This window comes from Pseudoalteromonas sp. SK18 (assembly GCF_001974855.1).
Classification (GTDB): Bacteria; Pseudomonadota; Gammaproteobacteria; order Enterobacterales; family Alteromonadaceae; genus Pseudoalteromonas.
Genome location: NZ_MTQB01000012.1, coordinates 1 through 20,419, shown reverse-complemented (window position 1 = coordinate 20,419; position 20,419 = coordinate 1). Strand labels below are relative to the sequence as shown.

General features: G+C 41.2%; 19 protein-coding genes and 1 pseudogene. 10 read left to right on the top strand and 10 right to left on the bottom strand.

Annotated elements, in window-relative coordinates; translation table 11 throughout:
• Positions 1-116 precede the first annotated feature (116 nt).
• The 5 genes from leuD to fabR form a co-directional block, all read right to left on the bottom strand.
• Positions 117-716 carry a 3-isopropylmalate dehydratase small subunit gene (gene leuD / locus BW139_RS10365; protein WP_076919591.1) on the bottom strand — a complete coding sequence of 200 codons (600 nt, stop codon included), beginning with the start codon at positions 714-716 and terminating at the stop codon, positions 117-119.
• Positions 716-2,116, bottom strand: a complete 1,401-nt coding sequence (gene leuC, locus BW139_RS10360) for a 3-isopropylmalate dehydratase large subunit (RefSeq protein ID WP_076919590.1) — start codon at positions 2,114-2,116, stop codon at positions 716-718. Before leuC ends, leuD begins: the two co-directional genes overlap by 1 nt.
• A gap of 56 nt (positions 2,117-2,172) precedes the next feature.
• Positions 2,173-3,249 (bottom strand): 3-isopropylmalate dehydrogenase, encoded by a 1,077-nt coding sequence (gene leuB / locus BW139_RS10355; RefSeq protein ID WP_054202813.1) that lies wholly within the window; start codon positions 3,247-3,249, stop codon positions 2,173-2,175.
• The gene (gene leuA / locus BW139_RS10350; protein WP_076919589.1) at positions 3,246-4,799 is read right to left on the bottom strand and encodes a 2-isopropylmalate synthase; all 1,554 of its coding nucleotides are present in this window, start codon (positions 4,797-4,799) and stop codon (positions 3,246-3,248) included. Before leuA ends, leuB begins: the two co-directional genes overlap by 4 nt.
• 395 nt (positions 4,800-5,194) lie before the next feature.
• Positions 5,195-5,812: an HTH-type transcriptional repressor FabR gene (gene fabR, locus BW139_RS10345; protein WP_013466159.1), complete on the bottom strand. Its 618-nt coding sequence runs from the start codon at positions 5,810-5,812 to the stop codon at positions 5,195-5,197.
• A 130-nt stretch (positions 5,813-5,942) separates the two neighbouring features.
• On the opposite strand from fabR, the gene BW139_RS10340 reads away from it, so the two are divergent.
• Entirely contained in the window at positions 5,943-7,076 is a 1,134-nt protein-coding gene (locus tag BW139_RS10340; RefSeq protein WP_076919588.1) for a fatty acid desaturase, read from the top strand.
• A gap of 13 nt (positions 7,077-7,089) precedes the next feature.
• The gene (sthA, locus tag BW139_RS10335; protein WP_175611408.1) at positions 7,090-8,520 is read left to right on the top strand and encodes a Si-specific NAD(P)(+) transhydrogenase; all 1,431 of its coding nucleotides are present in this window, start codon (positions 7,090-7,092) and stop codon (positions 8,518-8,520) included.
• Positions 8,521-8,589: 69 nt separating this feature from the next.
• Here sthA and hemE read toward each other — a convergent pair whose 3' ends face one another.
• Positions 8,590-9,654: a uroporphyrinogen decarboxylase gene (gene hemE / locus BW139_RS10330; RefSeq protein WP_008114207.1), complete on the bottom strand. Its 1,065-nt coding sequence runs from the start codon at positions 9,652-9,654 to the stop codon at positions 8,590-8,592.
• Positions 9,655-10,157: 503 nt separating this feature from the next.
• On the opposite strand from hemE, the gene BW139_RS10325 reads away from it, so the two are divergent.
• A complete protein-coding gene (locus BW139_RS10325) occupies positions 10,158-10,628 on the top strand; it encodes an Rsd/AlgQ family anti-sigma factor (RefSeq protein WP_008465622.1) in 471 nt (156 codons plus the stop codon).
• 60 nt (positions 10,629-10,688) lie between these two features.
• Here BW139_RS10325 and fkpA read toward each other — a convergent pair whose 3' ends face one another.
• Positions 10,689-11,441 (bottom strand): FKBP-type peptidyl-prolyl cis-trans isomerase, encoded by a 753-nt coding sequence (gene fkpA / locus BW139_RS10320; RefSeq protein WP_008465623.1) that lies wholly within the window; start codon positions 11,439-11,441, stop codon positions 10,689-10,691.
• A gap of 195 nt (positions 11,442-11,636) precedes the next feature.
• Here fkpA and BW139_RS10315 point away from each other — a divergent pair, with 195 nt between their 5' ends.
• Entirely contained in the window at positions 11,637-12,635 is a 999-nt protein-coding gene (locus BW139_RS10315) for a WD40 repeat domain-containing protein (protein WP_076919587.1), read from the top strand.
• Entirely contained in the window at positions 12,622-12,837 is a 216-nt protein-coding gene (locus BW139_RS10310; protein ID WP_008465625.1) for a SlyX family protein, read from the top strand. Before BW139_RS10315 ends, BW139_RS10310 begins: the two co-directional genes overlap by 14 nt.
• Positions 12,838-12,854: 17 nt before the next feature.
• Here BW139_RS10310 and BW139_RS10305 read toward each other — a convergent pair whose 3' ends face one another.
• Positions 12,855-13,058: a YheV family putative zinc ribbon protein gene (locus BW139_RS10305; RefSeq protein ID WP_008114218.1), complete on the bottom strand. Its 204-nt coding sequence runs from the start codon at positions 13,056-13,058 to the stop codon at positions 12,855-12,857.
• A 132-nt stretch (positions 13,059-13,190) separates the two neighbouring features.
• Here BW139_RS10305 and BW139_RS10300 point away from each other — a divergent pair, with 132 nt between their 5' ends.
• The 5 genes from BW139_RS10300 (at position 13,191) to BW139_RS10280 (ending at position 18,772) form a co-directional block, all read left to right on the top strand.
• Positions 13,191-15,113 carry an ATP-binding cassette domain-containing protein gene (locus BW139_RS10300; RefSeq protein WP_076919586.1) on the top strand — a complete coding sequence of 641 codons (1,923 nt, stop codon included), beginning with the start codon at positions 13,191-13,193 and terminating at the stop codon, positions 15,111-15,113.
• Positions 15,097-15,510: a TIGR02444 family protein gene (locus BW139_RS10295; protein ID WP_076919585.1), complete on the top strand. Its 414-nt coding sequence runs from the start codon at positions 15,097-15,099 to the stop codon at positions 15,508-15,510. Before BW139_RS10300 ends, BW139_RS10295 begins: the two co-directional genes overlap by 17 nt.
• A 776-nt stretch (positions 15,511-16,286) precedes the next feature.
• Positions 16,287-17,273 carry a hydrolase gene (locus BW139_RS10290; protein ID WP_008465629.1) on the top strand — a complete coding sequence of 329 codons (987 nt, stop codon included), beginning with the start codon at positions 16,287-16,289 and terminating at the stop codon, positions 17,271-17,273.
• 2 nt (positions 17,274-17,275) lie between these two features.
• Positions 17,276-17,521, top strand: a complete 246-nt coding sequence (locus BW139_RS10285; protein ID WP_008114225.1) for a YheU family protein — start codon at positions 17,276-17,278, stop codon at positions 17,519-17,521.
• Positions 17,522-17,581: 60 nt separating this feature from the next.
• Entirely contained in the window at positions 17,582-18,772 is a 1,191-nt protein-coding gene (locus BW139_RS10280) for a dipeptidase (RefSeq protein WP_076919584.1), read from the top strand.
• A gap of 366 nt (positions 18,773-19,138) precedes the next feature.
• Here BW139_RS10280 and BW139_RS10275 read toward each other — a convergent pair whose 3' ends face one another.
• A complete protein-coding gene (locus BW139_RS10275; protein ID WP_254844965.1) occupies positions 19,139-19,960 on the bottom strand; it encodes a hypothetical protein in 822 nt (273 codons plus the stop codon).
• A 337-nt stretch (positions 19,961-20,297) separates the two neighbouring features.
• Positions 20,298-20,419, bottom strand: a pseudogene (locus tag BW139_RS10270) (elongation factor Tu); the annotation flags it as partial.

Below are 20,419 nucleotides of genomic sequence, written 5' to 3'. Positions count from 1 at the left end.
AAAAATTAGCTTAGCGTTTAAACAAACACAAAGACAGTAATCACGATGAACAGCATCTGACAGCAATAAAAAACGCGGCTTATGCCGCGTTTCATTATTTAATAACTTTTAAGCCACTATTGCCAAGGACGCTCAGCGGCAAGTTTTGCTTCAAACGCATCTATTTGCGGATTCAGGGTCTCGGTTACACCGATAAAGTCTAAGCCACTTAATAAACGCTCTTTCACGTCTTTGCGAATATCAAAGCTGATTGGCGCAAATTTATTGCTGCGCAATTGCTGGTTTTCTAAATCCACATCAATGTGAATATCGTCATGCTGCTCACTTAACACAAATAAGTCTTCTAATATTTGCGCTGGCAATGCAATAGCAAGCATTTGGTTATTACCACAGTTATTAAAGAAAATATCAGCAAAGCTTTCAGCCAAAATCACTTCAAAACCATATTGTTTAAGCGCCCATGGTGCGTGCTCGCGTGATGAGCCACAGCCAAAATTATCGCGCGTTAATAATATTTGCGCACCTTGGTAACAAGGACGATTTAAAATAAATTCAGGGTTTGGCTCGCCATTATCTAAATAACGCCAATCGTAAAATAGCGCAGCATCAAATCCATCACGGCTGGTTGAAGTTAAAAACTGCTTAGGAATAATTTGGTCGGTATCGACATTGTTTTTATCAAGTGGGGCCATTAAGCCGCTAAAATAAATGCTCATTAGGCTTCTCCTCTAATATCAACAAAGTGGCCATGTATTGCTGCTGCTGCCGCCATTGCAGGACTCACTAAGTGTGTACGCCCGCCTCGCCCTTGGCGTCCTTCAAAATTACGGTTAGATGTAGATGCACAGCGTTTACCTGCGCCTAAACGGTCGTCATTCATTGCTAAACACATAGAACAACCCGGCTCACGCCATTCAAACCCTGCAGCTTTAAATATATCGGCAAGGCCTTCATCTTCTGCTTGCTGTTTAACCAAACCTGAGCCCGGCACAATTAATGCCTCAACGCCAGCAACCACTTGCTTGCCTTCAACAATTTTTGCTGCGGCGCGTAAATCTTCAATGCGACTGTTGGTGCATGAGCCAATAAATACTGTGTCTACTTTGGCAGTTGATAACTTATCGCCCGCTTTTAAACCCATGTATTTAAGTGCACTACGAATAGCATCAGCTTTAATTAAATCGGTTTCTTTGTCTGGATCTGGAATACATTCGTCAACGCCAATCACTTGCTCTGGGTTAGTCCCCCAGGTGATCTGTGGTTGAATATTAGCGGCATCTAGTTCTACCTCTAAGTCAAAGGTTGCGCCATCATCAGTTTTTAAGGTTTCCCAGTAGGCAACTGCAGCGTCGAAATCAGCGCCTTTTGGTGCAAACGGGCGCCCTTTTAAGTAGTCATACGTTAACTTGTCTGGGGCAATTAAACCGGCCTTGGCACCCATTTCAATACTCATGTTACATAGCGTCATACGCGCTTCCATCGAAAGCGCCTCTATGCCTTCACCACAAAATTCAGCCACATAACCCGTACCACCAGCAGTGCCTAGTTTACCTATAACCGCCATAATTAAATCTTTAGCCGTTACTGTTGGGCGTAACACACCGTTAATTTGAATTTTTAACGACTTAGCCTTTTTTTGCTGTAGCGTTTGCGTAGCTAATACGTGCTCAACTTCTGAGGTTCCAATACCATGGGCAAGCGCTCCAAACGCGCCATGGGTTGAGGTATGGCTATCGCCACATACTATGGTGGTGCCTGGCAAAGTAATCCCTTGTTCTGGGCCAATCACATGCACAATACCTTGGTTTACTGAATTTAAGTCGTACAGCAAAATACCAAATTCTTTACAGTTTGCATCCAGTGCCATTAGTTGATTTTTAGAGACTTCGCTGGCTGCATCTAATGAACGGCTTTTAGTTGAAACATTATGATCCATGGTCGCAATGGTTTTTTCTGGACAGCGCACTTTACGATTTTTTTCACGTAAACCTGCAAATGCTTGTGGCGACGTCACTTCGTGTACTAAATGACGGTCAATATAAAGTAAATCGGTTTGCTCGTTGATGCTGGCAACCGTGTGTGCTTGCCAAATTTTATTGTATAAAGTTTGAGCCACTTGCTAACTCCCTGATCTGATTGAGCCACAGCCTAACGGTGCTGTGGCTTTAATAGTTAAATGCGTGAAACAATAGCCGCTGCAACATCGGTGGTGGTGTAGCCGCCCTGCGGATAAATATCAGGCGTCCCCACACCCGCTTCAACCGCCTCTGCAACTGCTTTTTCAATGGTGCGAGCCGCTTCATCTTGTCCTAATGAATAACGTAACATTAATGCGGCACTTAAAATTTGTGCAATAGGGTTAGCGACCCCTTTTCCGGCGATATCGGGCGCTGAGCCACCCGCGGGTTCATACAAGCCAAAGCCTGATTGATTCAAACTTGCCGACGGTAATAGCCCCATTGAGCCGGTGATCATCGCGCATTCGTCCGATAAAATGTCGCCAAATAAGTTATCGCACAGTAATACATCAAACTGGCTAGGCTGTTTAACTAGCTGCATCGCTGCATTATCTACATAAATATAATCTAAGCTCACCTCAGGAAACTCTTTACTCACTTCAGTGACTACTTCACGCCAAAGTACACTTGATGCTAAAACATTGGCTTTATCAACCGAGGTTACATGATTGCTGCGCAATTTAGCGGCCTCAAAAGCAAAACGTGCAATACGCTCAATTTCTTTACGCGAGTATGTTTGGGTGTCAAATGCCGCTTCTTCAGCACCTTCGCCACTGCGACCTTTTTCACCAAAATAAATACCGCCAGTTAGCTCACGCACACACAAAATATCAAAGCCTTTTTCGCTAATATCAGCACGAAGTGGTGATGCAGCGCTTAATGCGGGTAACAATTGAGCTGGGCGTAAGTTACAAAACAAACCAAAGTGCTTTCGTAGTGGTAACAATGACGCGCGCTCTGGTTGATCATTTGGTGGTAAATGCTCCCACTTAGGGCCACCCACGGAGCCAAATAAAATAGCATCGGCGTTTTCACAGGCTTTTAAAGTGGTATCAGGAAGTGCTTTGCCAAATTCATCAATGGCTGCGCCGCCAATAGCGTGGTGCTCACGGTTCAGAGTAAAACCAAATTTATCACTGACTGCGTCAAGTACTTGCTCTGCAGCTGCCATAACTTCTGGGCCAATACCGTCGCCTGCTAATACGGCAACGCTGTAATGTGTTTTACTCATCCTGCTTTCCTTTGTTGTTTCAAATCAGACACTTTTTGTGCTCGATAAATTAAGTTATAGACCCGAACCATAGCCCGTACTGAGGCTTCGACCACATCGGCCGCAATACCAGCACCGTGATAAGGACGTCCATCGTATTTAGCAATAATATTCACTTGTCCTAATGAGCTTGCGCCTTGGCCGGTGGCCTCTAAATTGTATTCAATCATTTCAACGCTCATACCTGTTAAGCGTTCAATAGCAGCAAACGAAGCTTCAACTGGGCCATTACCTGTTGCCGCTTCTTGTTTTGCTTCGCCATCAATCAGCAAGCCTATGGTTGAGCTGGCCACCGATTGTGAATTAGACGCAGAGTTAACAAACTCTAACTGGTACTTTTCGTCTTTGTCGTTAATTTGATTAAAGTAAATCATGGCCTCTAGGTCGTAGTCGTATACTGTGCCTTTTTGGTCAGCCAGCGCAACGAAACTTTGGTATAAGCTATCCATGTCGTAATCTGATTTTTGATAGCCTAATTCTTCTAAGCGGTGTTCTATAACATGACGGCCTGAGCGTGAGGTCATGTTTAGTTGGTTACTTGGCACACCCACACTTTCTGGTGACATAATTTCATAGGTGTTTTGCGCTTTTAATACCCCGTCTTGGTGAATACCTGAGCTGTGGGCAAAGGCATTTTCGCCAACAATCGCTTTATTTGGCTGTACCGGCATATTACAAATTTTGGCTACCTGGCGAGAAGCGCGATAAATTTCTTCGCTTTTTATGTCGGTATATACGTTTAAGTGGTCTTTACGCATTTTCATAATCATCGCCACTTCTTCAAGCGAACAATTACCCGCGCGCTCCCCTATACCATTAATCGTACATTCGATTTGGCGCGCACCGGCTTGCACTGCGGCCACGGAGTTGGCAACAGCTAAACCTAAATCGTTGTGGCAATGCACACTTAAACGCGCTTTATCTATATTTGGCACGTTATTCATTAAATGACGGATCATTGCTGCGTATTCATCTGGCGTTACAAACCCGACAGTGTCAGGCAAATTAATGGTTGAAGCGCCGGCGTTAATTGCTTGCTCAACAATTTTGCATAAATCCCAGTGCGGTGTACGCCCTGCGTCTTCACACGAAAACTCTACATCATCGGTATAGTTGCGCGCTAATTTAATAGATTTAACTGCCATTGCAGTGGCATCATCAAGGCTCATGCGTAGTTTATGCTCAAGGTGTAAAGGGCTGGTTGCAATAAAAGTGTGAATACGGCTTTGCTGTGCACTGCGAAGTGCCTCGCCACAGGCTTCAATATCTTTTGCGACTGAACGTGCTAAGCCACAAATAATAGGGCCTTTTACTTCAGTGGCAATTCGCTGCACTGAGCGAAAGTCAGCGGGGCTCGATACCGGAAACCCCACTTCCATGACATCCACATTTAAGCGGCTAATGGTATGCGCTAGTTGAATTTTATCATCTTCAGTCAGGCTTGCTTTAAGTGCCTGTTCACCATCTCGTAAGGTGGTATCAAAAATCCATACTTTATCTTGCTCTTGCATAACTGCCCCTCATTCCTGTGTTACCCAAATTTCGATTTATCCCAGCAGCGAGATAAAAAAAACCCCGCAATTGCGGGGTTTTGTTGTTTAGCTCAATGCAAACACACTAATCCCCGCTCACTTGCCACAGCAGTAAGAGGTTTAGGTTTAGTGTAATTAAACGATTAGTTTGCATTTGTTTTCTTGTGTGTGTGTCCAATGAGGCTTATTTTTATCATTGCAACGCTGTAGGTGCAAGCATAAAAATGCCATAAAAATAATTACACAAGACTTTTAAGGGATTTTAAATTCAATAAATAGATAATAAAGAGATAAAAAATCCAACCTTAGAGGGCATGGCGTTTAAATTAACAAGCACCGTAAAGTACAGTGCTTATTTTAACTTTTTTTAATATTTACTCTTTCTTTTCTGCGCGTACGTAATTTGACGCACCACGAGTAATATAGCGTAACTGCCAAATAACTCGCTCAATTAACTCATCGCGTTGCTGACCCTCAATATCTAGCGCTTCGGCACCAGCATTAAATACCAGCGTAACCATGGCTTCTGCCTGAATATACGCATGAATCGCATCACAGGGCGTTTCACTTTCTAAATAATGAGCAAGTTCTAAAATAAAGTGTTTCACTTCACGTGCTACTGCCGCTCTAAATGCTTTTGAGGTACCCGAGCGCTCACGCAGCAATAACCTAAATTGATTACTTGAGTTGTCAATAAACTCCATAAAAGTAACCACAGAAGTATTTATTACACTGCCGCCACTGGCTATTCGCCTACGAGCTTGACGCATAAGCTGACGCAGCGTTAAACCCGCTTCATCAACCATAGTTAAACCTAGCTCGTTCATATCTTTAAAGTGACGATAAAAAGAGGTGGGCGCAATACCGGCTTCGCGCGCTACTTCACGCAAGCTCAAATTTGAAAAGCTATGATCAGCACTAAGCTGATTAAATGCAGCTTCAATTAATGCTTGTCGTGTTTTTTGTTTCTGTTGTGCTCTAACGCCCGACATCAACAGCTCCCTGAATGAATTTGTAATAAATTTTTAATTAAAAAAATAGCTAATTGCACAGTCTAATACTTGACGGCAGCAGATTGAAATATTATTTTAGCGTACAGTTGTACGCTGAGAAATGAGAAAGATGAAAAAACCACCACTTATATGGACCAACGTCCTTTTCTTTAGCCTGACGTTTTTGGCTGCTATTACACTTGTACCTTGGTATGGGTTTAACTATGGCTTTACAGGCACACAATGGGTTGCTTTTGTCGCCTGCATGTTTTTTGCGGGATTATCGATCACCGCAGGCTACCATCGCTTATGGGCGCATAAAACCTATAATGCTCATCCTGTAGTTGAATTTATTTTTGCCCTTGGTGGTGCCTTTGCGCTACAAAACAGTGCGCTGCATTGGAGTAGCGATCATCGTATTCACCATGGTCAAGTTGATGACCCAGTTAAAGACCCTTACGCCGCCACTAATGGCTTTTGGTACAGTCACATTGGCTGGATGCTTCGCGACTACCAAGGCGACAGCTACGATGATTACAGCAACTGTCGTGATTTACAGCGAAATAAAATTGTTATGTGGCAACACAAGCATTACTTAAAGTTAGTAATAGCGATGAATGTTGGTTTACCGCTAGTACTCGGTTTAATACTCGGTGATGTATGGGGCATGTTATTGTTAGCAGGCTTACTGCGCTTAGTACTGAGCCAGCACTTTACCTTTTTTATTAACTCAGTAGCGCACATTTGGGGTTCACGCCCTTACACAGAAAAAAATACCGCCCGTGATAATGGCTTTTTAGCACTATTTACCTACGGTGAGGGTTATCATAACTTCCATCATATTTTTGCCAGCGATTACCGCAATGGCATTAAATGGTTTCATTACGACCCAACAAAATGGATGATCCGCTCACTCGCTGCCATTGGTTTAGCAAGTAAATTAAAGCGCACACCGGTTGAACGCATTGAAAAAGCCAAAGCAGAAACCTTAATGAGCAAAACACAAGGTCGCCTTGCAAAATTGCCTTTAGCGCAAGATAAGCTTACATTATTACAACAAGAGTACGATTTGCTACTTAAAAAGCTGCAAAATTATTGCTCATTACAAAAACAAGTGTTGGAAGCTAAAAAAAATAATATGGCAAAGCAGTGTGAATGCTCGGCATTAATGGCACAATATCACGAGCTTGAAGCCGCCTGGGAAACACAAAAACAGGCATGGCTAGCACTTAATGCGAGGTTATTAAAAGCCTCTTTTAGTTAAAATAGGAGTGGCTGTGGCCAAACAACCAGAAAAGAAAAAAGTACCCGTGAGCTACCAATATGATGCAATCATTATTGGCACGGGTCCTGGCGGTGAAGGGACCGCTATGAACCTCTCTAAAAGTAACAAAAAAGTAGCGGTGATTGAACGTCAAACTGCCGTAGGTGGTGGCTGTGTTCACTGGGGAACCATTCCTTCAAAAGCACTTCGCCATTCGGTTAGCCGCTATATTGAATACAAAGCGAATCCTTTGTTTAACGTAGGCGAGCGCCCTACGAGGCTCACTTTCCCTGATATTTTACGCCACGCCAGTTCGGTAATTTCAAAGCAATCAAACTTACGCAGCAGTTTTTACGATCGTAATCGTATTCATATGTTCCAGGGTGATGCTAGCTTTGTTGATAAACACACTATTGAAATTAGACGTAATGACGGCTCTACTGAACGCCTTACTGCACAAACGATTGTTATTGCTACCGGCTCACGCCCCTATCGTCCACCTGGGGTTGATTTTACCCACTCACGCATTTACGAAAGTGACACTATTTTAGGCCTTGAGCACGACCCGCATCGCGTACTTATATACGGTGCCGGTGTAATTGGCTGTGAATATGCGTCTATTTTTAAAGGGCTAGGTGCCAAAGTCGACTTAGTGAATACTCGCGATCGCTTATTGGCGTTTATGGATGCTGAAATATCTGATGCGCTTAGCTATCACTTTTGGAATAGTGGCATTGTTATTCGTCATAACGAAGAATTTGATCGCATTGAAACCCGCGATGACTGTGTTGTTATGCATTTAAAATCGGGTAAACGTGTAAAGGCTGACTGTATTTTATTTGCCAATGGCCGTACTGGTAATACTGATACATTGAATTTAGAAGCAATTGGCTTAAAAGCAGATAGCCGCGGACAAGTAAAAGTAAACGAAACCTACCAAACAGAAATAGACAACGTATATGCGGTAGGCGATGTTATTGGCTACCCAAGCCTTGCTAGTGCTGCCTTTGATCAAGGTCGAATTGCCGCAGATGCCATCGCTTGTGGTAACTGCGATGAAAAGCTGATTATTGATATTCCAGCCGGTATTTATACTATTCCTGAAATGAGTTCAGTAGGTAAAACAGAGCAGCAATTAACTGCCGCAAAAGTACCGTACGAAGTGGGACGTGCGCAATTTAAACACTTAGCACGTGCACAAATTGCAGGTACCGATGTGGGTAGTTTAAAAATATTGTTCCATACAGAAACCAAGGAAGTACTTGGGGTGCATTGCTTTGGTGAGCGTGCCTCTGAGATTGTTCACATTGGCCAAGCTATAATGGAACAAAAAAATGGTGGCAATACCATCGACTACTTTGTAAATACTACGTTTAACTACCCAACAATGGCAGAAGCTTATCGAGTTGCGGCATTAAATGGCTTAAACCGCTTGTTTAAGTAAGTGCTTAAGTAAAATAGTTTGCACAAAAAAGCCCGCTAATTAGCGGGCTTTTTATTGTTAGTTCATAACTTACTTGTGATATTGCGCACTTAGCTCATGCACAGCGTTAATAAATACACCCGCATTTTCTGGGTCAACATCTGGTGTAATACCATGCCCTAAGTTAAATACATGACCATTGCCAGTGCCAAAGTCTTCTAAAATCGTACCCACTTCTTGGCGAATACGATCTGGCGTGCCGTGTAGCATTGAAGGGTCCATATTGCCTTGTAGCGCCACTTTATCGCCAACACGACGTTTAGCATCACCAATATTAATAGTCCAATCTAGGCCTACTGCATCACAACCTGTTGCTGCAATTGCCTCAATCCATTGGCCACCATTTTTAGTGAATAAAGTAACGGGTACTTTACGGCCGTCATTTTCGCGAATTAAGCCATCAACGATTTTATGCATATACTGCAGTGAAAACTCATTGTAGTCACGTGGGCTCAATACCCCGCCCCATGAGTCAAATATCATTAGTGATTGTGCACCCGCTTTAACTTGTGCGTTTAAATAATCAATCACTGAATCAGCTAGCTTATCGAGTAATAAATGCAGTGTTTGTGGCTCAGCAAAAGCCATTTTTTTGATTTTACCAAAAACTTTACTGCTTCCGCCTTCAACCATGTAAGTTGCAAGTGTCCAAGGCGAACCCGAGAAACCAATTAATGGCACTTCGCCTTTAAGTTCACGACGAATGGTGCTCACGGCGTTCATTACATAGCCAAGCTCATCGGTAGGATCGAGTTTAGGAATTTTTTTAACATCGGCTAGTGACGAAATTGGACGTTCAAACTTAGGGCCTTCACCCGTTTCAAAATACAAGCCTAATCCCATTGCATCGGGAATAGTTAAAATATCACTAAATAAAATAGCGGCATCTAATGGGTAACGGCGCAAAGGCTGTAATGTTACTTCACAGGCTAACTCTGCATTTCTACACAGGCTCATAAAATCGCCCGCTTGTGCACGTGTAGCACGGTATTCAGGTAAATAACGCCCTGCTTGACGCATCATCCATACTGGCGTGACATCAACAGGTTGCTTGGCAAGGGCACGTAAATAACGGTCGTTTTTTAATTCGCTCATAGCGTATAGAGTCCTAGGGCTTTTAGAAATTGTGCAAGATTGTACCACCATATTCCCGCCCCCTCTATCGCTAAGCGATTAAATCGCCACAGAGTAGCGCCAGATCAAGTAATTTTTAATTTTCACTTCTTTTTGTACACAAAACAACCAAACAAACGTTAATAAAAAAACTTTTCATTAAACTATTTGCAACATTTAAAAAAGCTTGATATTGTTACTCCCGCGTTAACAAAACAATAACAAAAATCGTTAATATAAAAATAATAAAAATCTCTAATAAAAATAAGAATGCTTGTTTAAACAAGTCTAATAAAGAAATTAAACCACCGTAATAGGTGGTTTTTTCTTGCCTGAAATAAATACTTACAACTTATTCCCTTAAACAAAACTCTCTCTGGTATTACATCTATTTTACTTGTTGATATACACGTCAATTAAATATATCTTGGATAATATAAACATTAATACCAATTAAAAATCCAACCCAGCTTAGGAGAAGAATTATGCTGAAGCGTGTAGAAAAAGCTCAACAAAAGTGGGGGGGTAGCCATACGGTCATCGACAATTGGTTAAACGAACGCCAAGAGCTAATTGTACTTTATTGTAAGATTGCGGGCTTTTCACCTTACGAGAAAAAAGATCAATCTTTGCCTGAACCGTCTCAAATTCAAGCATTTTGCCAAATCTTAATGGATTACCTATCAGCCGGCCACTTTGAAGTGTACGACGATATTGCCAAAGCTTGCGAAAAGAAAGGCCTAGAAAGCCAGCAGCTTGCTAATACTATATACCCACGTATTTCAGATACCACAGACATTGCTCTGGATTTCAACGATAAATACGCAGAGGTAGATGCAGAAGATTTATTAACCGGATTTGATAACGACCTATCAGTCATGGGTGAAGCACTAGAAGCGCGCTTTGCACTTGAAGATGAGTTAATTGATAACTTATATTCTAATCACACTGACTAATTAGTTATTCAACACAATAAAAAAGGGACCTTGAGTCCCTTTTTTATTAATCAATAACGCTTATTCTGCAGCGGCAGCTTCTGCATCATTTTGAATTTCTAATAATTCAACTTCAAAAATAAGTGTTGAATTAGCAGGGATTTTACCTAAGTCACGGTCACCGTAAGCAAGATCTGAAGGGATAGTAAACTTATACTTAGAACCTACAGGCATAAGCTGTAAGCCTTCAGTCCAACCAGGAATAACACGGTTTAGTGGGAAAGTTGTTGGCTCGTTACGTGAATAAGAGCTATCAAATTCAGTACCGTCTAAAAGAGTACCTTTATAATGTACTTTAACCACGTCAGTCGCTACTGGCTTAGCGCCTTCGCCTTCGCTCATTACTTCGTACTGTAAACCAGACTCAGTAACCATTACGCCTTCTTTTTTAGCATTATCAGCTAGGTATTTTTCACCCTCAACTTTGCTTTTTTCAGACTCTACCTTTGCTTTTTCTTCTTGTTTAGTACGCACTGACTCATCTAATGCTGTTAATACTTCACGAATTTTTTCTTCGTCAATTTTAGCATTACCGGCAAGTGCATCTTCAAAACCACGCATTAATAATGCTTGATCTAATTCGATACCAATTTCTTTTTTATCCGCTAGGTCTTTATTTAAAAAGTTACCTACAGATGCACCAATACCGTATGCTTGTTGTTGCGCTACAGTATCTAGTTTAACGTCTGCTTGCTCTTTTTTTGCTTCTTGATTACAAGCTGTAAGCGCTAAAACTGACGCTGCAATCAATGACAATTTAATCGTCTTTCTCATTTTAAATCTCCGACACACTTTGCAGTTGTCATTTATTGTAATATTACTAGTTAAAGATTAACGGCCTACATGGTAGGCTGCTTGTTTAATAGCTAAACTAAAAACATATCCAGTGATTAGACAAACAACCTAGGCGTTTTTCGCAACCTAGTCTAACCTCTCAGTCACGAAGAGTTAAGAGGAAATACCTGTAATATGTCGTTATTTCGTACTTTTTTAGTTGCTACCTGCTGTTTATTAACAATTGCATGTAGTGATGAAAAACAACAAGCAGTGGCTAGCTTTGAGCACACGGCACAAGGTGCTTTCTCATCCGCACTCTCGCATGATGGTCAATACAGCTTAGTGTCTTCTATCAATCATGGGGTCGCACTTTGGGATAATCAACAGCAAGCCCTTAAATACCAATGGTTTCAACAACAAGCGCAAGATAGCCTTGTTTACGCTGTAGCCATTGCTTTTGATAATAGCGTGGCTGTTACCGCCGAAAAAACCACCTTCGCCGTTTGGGATATTGCCTCAGGAAAAAATAAAGGTTTTTATAAAATACAAAAAGCCAGCATTCGCGATATTGCCATTAGTAACCAAGGCAACAGTGTTTTATACGGGCGTAGCGATGGCGTTGTAATATTTATAAACCTTAATACTGGCAGACGCATTGAATTTTTAGGCCACCAAGATAAAGTAAACACCGTAGACCTATCACCTAATGGGCGCTATGCATTGAGCGGCTCAAACGATTATGTGGCCTACTTATGGGATACCCAAAGTGGACAAGTTATTCATCGCTTTAATCACCCAACCCGAGTAACTCAAGTCGCTTTAGATCCTCAAGGGCGTTATGCTTTTACCGCCGACAGTATGGCACAAGCAAATGTATGGAAGCTGACTACAGGTGACCTTGTCAGTAAACTAAAGTATATTGCGCGTCAGAAAATTTTTACTGCGGTGCGCTTTAACGACCAAGGCACTTTATTAGCAACAGGTTCACCAAACAAACGAGTGGATTTATGGCAGCTAAATAGTGGTGAAAAAATTCAAACATGGCAAGTGACCCCGCGAGAAGGCAGCAAGCCAAAATCAGCAGTGGTACTTGATGTGACATTTACAGATAACGGTAAATCATTGTTAACTGAAAGCTCAAGCGGAATCGCTGAGCGCTTTATTATACGAGAACCAAATGAACACAATTGAACATCGGTTAATGGAACTTGAGGCTAAAGTGGCTTTTCAAGACGAAACGATTGAAATTTTAAATGATGAAATAAAAGTTCACCAGCAACAGTTGGCAAAAATAAAGCGCCAAACCGAGTTGCTGGCTGAAAAACTCAAAGAATCGCAGTCATCACAGCCTATGATGTCGAATATGCCAGAGCCACCGCCGCCGCATTATTAAGCAGCACTAGCAAGACGCTAGTCGCCTGGATTAAACACGCCAATGATCTGTTCAAATTGGCGTGTTGATGCCTGCACAGCCTGCTCTGGTTGAGCCATTTTATGACCACACTGCATACATTCAACTTTTTCTACGTCGTGCTCTTTGTAAAGCATTAACATATCCATGGTTTTACACTCAGGACACGTTGCTCCAGCAATAAATCGTTTTTTATGTTTCACTTCGCTTTTCCTACCGTTTTGACTAACGTTATTTTATCGCAATATTTGCCTACTTGATACGATTGATATGGCTAATAAGATCCGTGTTATAATGGCGGCAATTCAATCAAGGCACAGTAAAGTAACGTATTTATGATCCAAATCTCAGAAATAGAACTGCTTCGCGGTGGCAAAGCTTTATTAAAAAATGCATCGGCTACATTATTCCCAGAGCACAAAGTGGGCCTTGTTGGTGCCAATGGCTGTGGTAAGTCAACGCTATTTAGTTTATTAAAGTCTGAGCTTTCGTTAGATGGTGGTAATTGCAGTATTCCTAAAGATTGGTCACTGGCCTCGGTAAAGCAAGAAACCCCCGCCCTTGAAATAAGCGCCATAGATTACGTACTGCAAGGCCACCCTGAATACTACGCACTAAGAATTGCGTTGCGTGAAGCCGAGCAAAATAACGATGGCGACACTCAAGCTAAAGTGCATATTCAGCTTGAAAATATTAAAGGCTATAGCATTGAAGCCAAAGCCGGAGAGCTGTTACATGGTTTAGGCTTTGCTAATAATCAAATAGAAAACCCGGTAAGTGCATTTTCGGGTGGTTGGCGCATGCGCTTAAACTTAGCCCAAGCGCTTATTCGCGATGCCGACTTACTGTTACTGGATGAGCCAACAAACCACCTTGATTTAGATGCCGTGTATTGGCTCGAGCGTTTTTTACGTGCCTACACCGGCACGCTAGTACTTATTTCTCACGACCGTGAGTTTTTAGATGCTGTGGTTGATCAAATTTGGCATATAGATAAACAACTTATTAATGTGTACAAAGGTAACTACTCGCAGTTTGAACGCCAAAAAGCTGAGCGCCTATTGCAGCAGCAAGCCATGTTTGAAAAACAACAAGAGCAAATTGCCCACCTAGAGCAGTTCATTACCCGCTTTAAAGCCAAAGCCAGTAAAGCCAAACAGGCACAAAGCCGTGTTAAAGCGCTAGAGCGCATGGAAAAACTTGCCCCAGCACATGTTGACTCACCATTTTATTTTGAATTTGCCGAGCCAACCGCTCTGCCTAACCCGTTAATGACGCTCGACAAAGCCAAAGCCGGTTATGGCGATGTCACCATTTTAAACAGTATTAAGCTGAACTTAGTACCAGGCAGCCGTATTGCACTACTTGGTAGAAATGGCGCAGGTAAATCAACACTGATTAAATTACTATCAGGTGACTTACAACCTCAAGCAGGTGAAGTGTTTCAGCATCAAGGCTTAAACATTGGCTACTTTGCGCAGCATCAACTTGAGTCTCTAGATTTAAAAGCCAGTGCCGTCACTCACCTGCAACGCTTAAACCCTAAAGCCAGCGAACAATCATTGCGTGACTTTTTAGGCGGTTTTGCCTTTGTAGGCGATAAAGCACTCGACCCTGTAGCTCCCTTTTCTGGCGGTGAAAAAGCCCGTTTAGTACTGGCTATGTTGGTTTATCAAAAACCAAATTTACTACTACTCGATGAGCCAACCAACCACCTTGATTTAGAAATGCGCCACGCTTTAGTTATGGCATTACAAGGCTTTGAAGGCGCTATGGTCACGGTATCGCATGATCGCCATATGCTTAAAAATACCGCCGATGAATTTTATTTAGTTGATAATGGCGAGGTCACTCAATTTGGCTACGACCTAGACGCGTATTATCAGTGGCTACTTAATGCAAATAAAGAAGCCGCTAAAAACGACACCGACGAAGAACCAAAAGCCCACTCTCAAGTTAACCGTAAAGAGCAAAAACGCTTAGAGGCCGAGTTTAGAAAGGCAATTCAGCCGCTGAAAAAGCAAATTGAAAAACTTGAAAAGCAATTAGATAAATTTGCTGCAGAACTAGCTGACGTTGAAGAGGCGCTAGGCGATAACACTCTCTATAACGACGAAAATAAAGGCAAGCTTAAAGAGTTAATTACTAAACAAGCCACACTTACGCCTAAGCTTAACGATGTTGAAGAAGAGCTACTTATGGCCCTTGAAGAAATGGAACAAAAAGAGCAGGCATTCGCCGATGAACTTGCTCAATAGCAACGATTTTTGGCAATTTGCGTGCACTTTGTACGCCAAGCCTGAGCAACAACAAACCTTGCTGGATTTACAAAACCAGCAAAGTAAAAACGTTAATTTGTGTTTATTACTTTATTACCTAGACTCGTTAAATTTAAGCATTAACGCCGAACAATTGAGGTGCTTACAACAAGTAGCCAGTGAATTTGATACTCAGGTATTAAAGCCGCTGCGCAGTGCTCGAAGTCATTTAAAAGCCAATCAAACCGAGATTGCCGATTACGCTGTAATTCGTAAAGAGCTACTCAGTGCTGAGCTCAAGCTTGAAAAACAGCAGCAACAGATGTTGATCAATGCAGTTAATAGGCTTGAGTTATTAGCATGCACAGCGCCAGATAATAGTGCGCTGTATTTGTAAGCTATTCGTTCCTAGCTATTCATTTTGGCTGTCAGCGATCAGCAGCCTGGTTACCCTCATTTGCTACTCATTGTTTTCTCTTTGTGTATCAAGGATCTTAAGTAACTTATTCACAAAGAGTGTAAGAGACACTGCGCTTTTAGAGGGAACTGTAAAAAGCTAAAAAATTAACTGCCTTGCTGTTTGGGTCTGCCCTCATTTACTTCTCATTCTGTTCTCTTTGTGCAAAAAGATCTTTAAATGACTGACTCACAAAGAGGTTTAGAGACGCTACGCTTTAGAGGAAAACAATTACAGCAAAAATTATCGTCATAAATGACAATCCACAGTAATTCATTACCTTGTAACTGCTTTTTATCATTAGCTCTCGTTGGGTTTCGCTATGCTCTATCCAACCAACTTGATCCAAATCAACTTCTTTACGGCTCTTTTTATAATCAGGAAAATAGCTTGATCTGGATCATACCAAGCACCGCTGAGCCAGCCTATGATTACCCCATAGACATCAGGAGGCAATTATGGACGTATTCTTTAGAGATTTTTTTAGCGACCCAGTACTATTTTTATCATTTGGATTTTTAGGCGTCGTTATTAGTTTATGCCTCTTCTTTGTGTATTTTTTCATGAAAAAAGTACACGATGCAGACATTAAAGAACAGCATTAAGCACGACGCACAAAGCGCCTTATTAGTTTACTGATTAGGCGCTTTTTATTTTTAAATATAAAAAATTTGCTACACTAGCGCTTCGTTTATTGCAAAGTGCGTAGTACAGACATGATCCCTAAGTTCAAACCCGCATGGTGGATGACCAATCGACACGTTCAAACCATAATGCCGCGTTTTTTTCGCCCTTTTCACCATACTCGCTACGAACTTGCGCAACTTGATACGCCCGACGGTGACTTTATCGAGCTTGCTTGGTCACTCCCGCATAACGAAACAGCCCCGCTTGCAGTGGTACTTCATGGACTTGAAGGCAATATCAATAGTTTTTATGCCAAAGGCATGATGAAGGCATTAAAAAAGCAAGGCTTTGCTGTCGTGTTGATGCACTTTAGAAACTGCTCAACCGAAGTAAACCGCTTACCAAGAGCCTACCATAGTGGCGACACCGCCGATTTAGCTTTTTTTATTAATCATTTAAAACAACAATTTCCAAATCGTCCGATTGTGGCGGTGGGTTTTTCATTAGGTGGCAATGTACTGGCTAAGTACTTAGGTGAAGAACAGATTCACTGCCCGCTTAGTGCAGCCGCCGTGATATCTGCGCCCTATGATTTGTCATCATCTAGTGATGTTATTCGTAAAAGCTTGGGGAAAATTTATCAAAAATACTTGCTCGATCGAATGAAAAAATCGATGCAACGTAAGTTACCGCAAATTAAACAGCAGATACCGATCACCACTGATCAATTAATGGAAATTGATGATTTATTAGAGTTCGATAATCAGCTTACAGCACCGTTACATGGTTTTGAAAATGCACACGATTACTACGAAAAAGCCAGTGCAATGCCGTATTTAAAAGATATTGCGACACCCACACTAATTATTCATGCCAAAGACGACCCTATGCTATCGATTAAAGCGGTTCCAAGTAGTCAGGATGTAAGTGAGCATGTTACGCTGCGTATCTCTGAAAAAGGCGGCCACGTTGGCTTTATTAGCGGTAACAACCCGTTTAAACCGGTGTATTGGTTAGAGCAAGTGGTGCCTAATTATTTTAAGCAATGTGTATTTAATAACACCGATAAAGAGTGACTATGATTATTCCTTTTGAACAACTTGATAAAGACACACTGTACAACCTAATTGAAAGCTATGTACTGCGTGAAGGCACAGATTATGGCGAACAAGAATTCAGTATTGAAAGTAAAGTGGCGCAAGTTAATCAGCAATTAAAAAGCGGCGAAGCTATGGTATTTTTCTCTGAACTACACGAGTCGGTCACCATTATTTCTAAAAGTGAATTTAAAGCACTGCAAAGTGAAGCGCAATTCGACGAGTAAACTTGTCAGACACGGCGTAAAAATAGACAATGGCTTTTTTAACTTAAAGAGCCATTATAAATGATAAAACTAAGCTCAATAGTTGCTGCAATGTCGATTGCATTAACAGGCGCAGTTCACGCTGAAATAACTCCCTCAGATAAAGCAATTAAGCTTGCTCACGATACCATTTTAATCGACACCCACATTGATGTACCTTACCGTATTCATGATAAATGGGCGGATGTAACTAAAGCCACTGAAGGTGGCGATTTTGACTACCCTCGTGCAGTAAAAGGCGGCTTAAATGCGCCATTTATGTCGATTTATATTCCTGCCCATTTAGAGTTTGAAGGCAAAGGTAAAAGCTTTCAATTAGCGAATCAATTGATTGATGGTATGGAAGCGATTGCGTTTCGTGCTCCAGATAAGTTTGCCATTGCCAGCTCAACAAGCGATATAGAAGCACAATTTGCGCAAGGTAAAATGTCGATTGCCATGGGTATGGAAAACGGATCGCCTATCGAGGGCGAAATGAAAAACCTACAACACTTTTTTGACCGTGGCGTGCGTTACATCACCCTAGCTCACTCGCAAAGCAATCATATTTCTGACTCATCATACGATATTCGTCGCAAGTGGAAAGGCTTAAGCCCATTCGGTAAAGAGCTGGTTGCTGAAATGAACAATATAGGGATGCTAATTGATGTATCACATATTTCGGATGATGCATTTTATCAAGTGATGGAGTTGTCTAATACACCTGTTATTGCGTCACACTCATCACTGCGTAAATACACACCGGGTTTTGAGCGTAATATGAATGACGACATGCTGTTAGCTCTTAAAAAGAACGGCGGTGTGATCCAAATTAATTTTGGTTCAAGTTTTGTTACTTCAAAAGCCGGAAGTTGGTACGATCAATTCAAAAGTAAAAAACAAACAATTACTGAAGAAGGCAAGAAAGTAGCTAAAGATTTTGATGCTATGTACCGCGCTAAAAACCCCTTCCCATTTGCTAGTCTTGAGCAAGTACTTGATCATATTGATCACGTTGTGAAGCTAATTGGTATCGATCATGTTGGTATTGGCTCTGATTACGACGGTGTAGGTGACTCACTGCCTATCGGTTTAAAGGATGTATCTAGCTACCCTAACCTAGTTCAAGGCTTAATGGACAGGGGTTACAGTGACACCGATATTAAAAAGATTTTAAGTGGCAATACTCTAAGAGTGTGGAAGCAAGCCGAAGCGTATGCGAAAAAACACTAGGTATCAGGTATCAGGTATCAGGTATCAGGTATCAGGTATCAGGTTAGAAAAACATAACTAACACTAACTTCAATATATAACGCGGCCCATAGCCGCGTTTTTTATTCTCGAGTTTCGTAAAACTCAACCCAAGTGACAGTGTTAAAATTAACACCTAGCTGCTTTACCTAAAACCTGAAACCTGTATTTTATTGCAGGCATAAAAAGCCGAGCCTAAGCTCGGGCTATTGAGTTAATTTAGTACCTATAAGTAGTATTAGTGGCTCTAAGGCTATATTTTTTTATTTAAAAAAATGAACTTAAAGTGAGAGTTAACGTGTATAAAACCAAAAATTTAGCTTATATTTTAACTGGTTACTATTTAAGTCAGTTTGTTTGATAGTAAAAGCTTTCGTCAGATATTTTTTGTATGATATCGTATTCTAGCCCAATGTCATTGTATTCGCCGGAACTTGGAAAATCATATTTATGATTGAATACAACGCCCCAATGATTATCTCCGATTCCACCGAAAATCACATTCACAGCTGCTTTATTTTCTTTTGTTATGGCGGCAACCTTATATTTAGCCATCACATCTCTGAGTGCTTGCGTAGAACTAGATAGATTCATTAGATCTTGCTCATCATCAGGTGTGGATACTTTGTAATCTCCAGAGGGGACGAAGCCAGCTTTTTTTGATGGGTAATATGTGATTAACTGAGTAGGGCTAAAAAAGGTATTATTGACTCTATATACATGTGGTGTCGTCTGTTGAATGATGAACAAGCCCTTATTTTCTAGCAGCGACTTTATTTCTTTGTCTGACTCTTTGACAAATTTCTTAATCAATACTATTCGCTCGTTTTCACATTTCATTTCCTTGCAAATTGAAATATTGGGTAGACTAGATAACTGCCCTTTATTAATATTTAATAAAGCTCTTCCAAAAACCCCAAAGTTAAAATTTGCGAAAGCTTGCTTATCCTTATCGCTTTTAAATTTGGTAGGGCGAATATCTAATAGGCTATATGGGTAGAAAGATGGTAAATAAGCTAACTGCAAGTTAGTTTCGGGCATCATTTCTTTAACGTGCTGAATTAATGCTCTGTATTCACTATCAATCTCTTTATTAAAGTAAGACGGAGCGTTTGCCACTACCGTCGAAGAAAACAAAAAAGAACAGGTCAAAAGAAGCTTTCTAATCATCGTTTATTTCAATTCCCTTTAAAAAATTTATTATAATTTTTAGAGTTAACAGACTATCAATTAGCCTTACTAAGTTCAAATATGCTTATTAGCATAACATTTATTTTAATGGGTGGTCAAATTAACTAGACAACTATAGCCAAGGTAATGACGCCAGCTTTATGCTTTACCTTAGTTGCCACTAAATTAGACCCACGCAATATTGTTAAAACTAATACCGAGCTGCTTTACCTAATACCTGAAACCTCGCACCTGAAACCTGTACTTTATTGCAGACATTAAAAAACCCGAGACTAAGCTCGGGTTTTTTTAATGCTTAATGCATTACAACTGTTGATTACTCAACGATAGTTGCAACAACACCAGCACCAACAGTACGGCCACCTTCACGGATAGCGAAACGAAGACCTTCGTCCATCGCGATTGGCGCGATTAGAGTTACTGTCATCTTAACGTTAT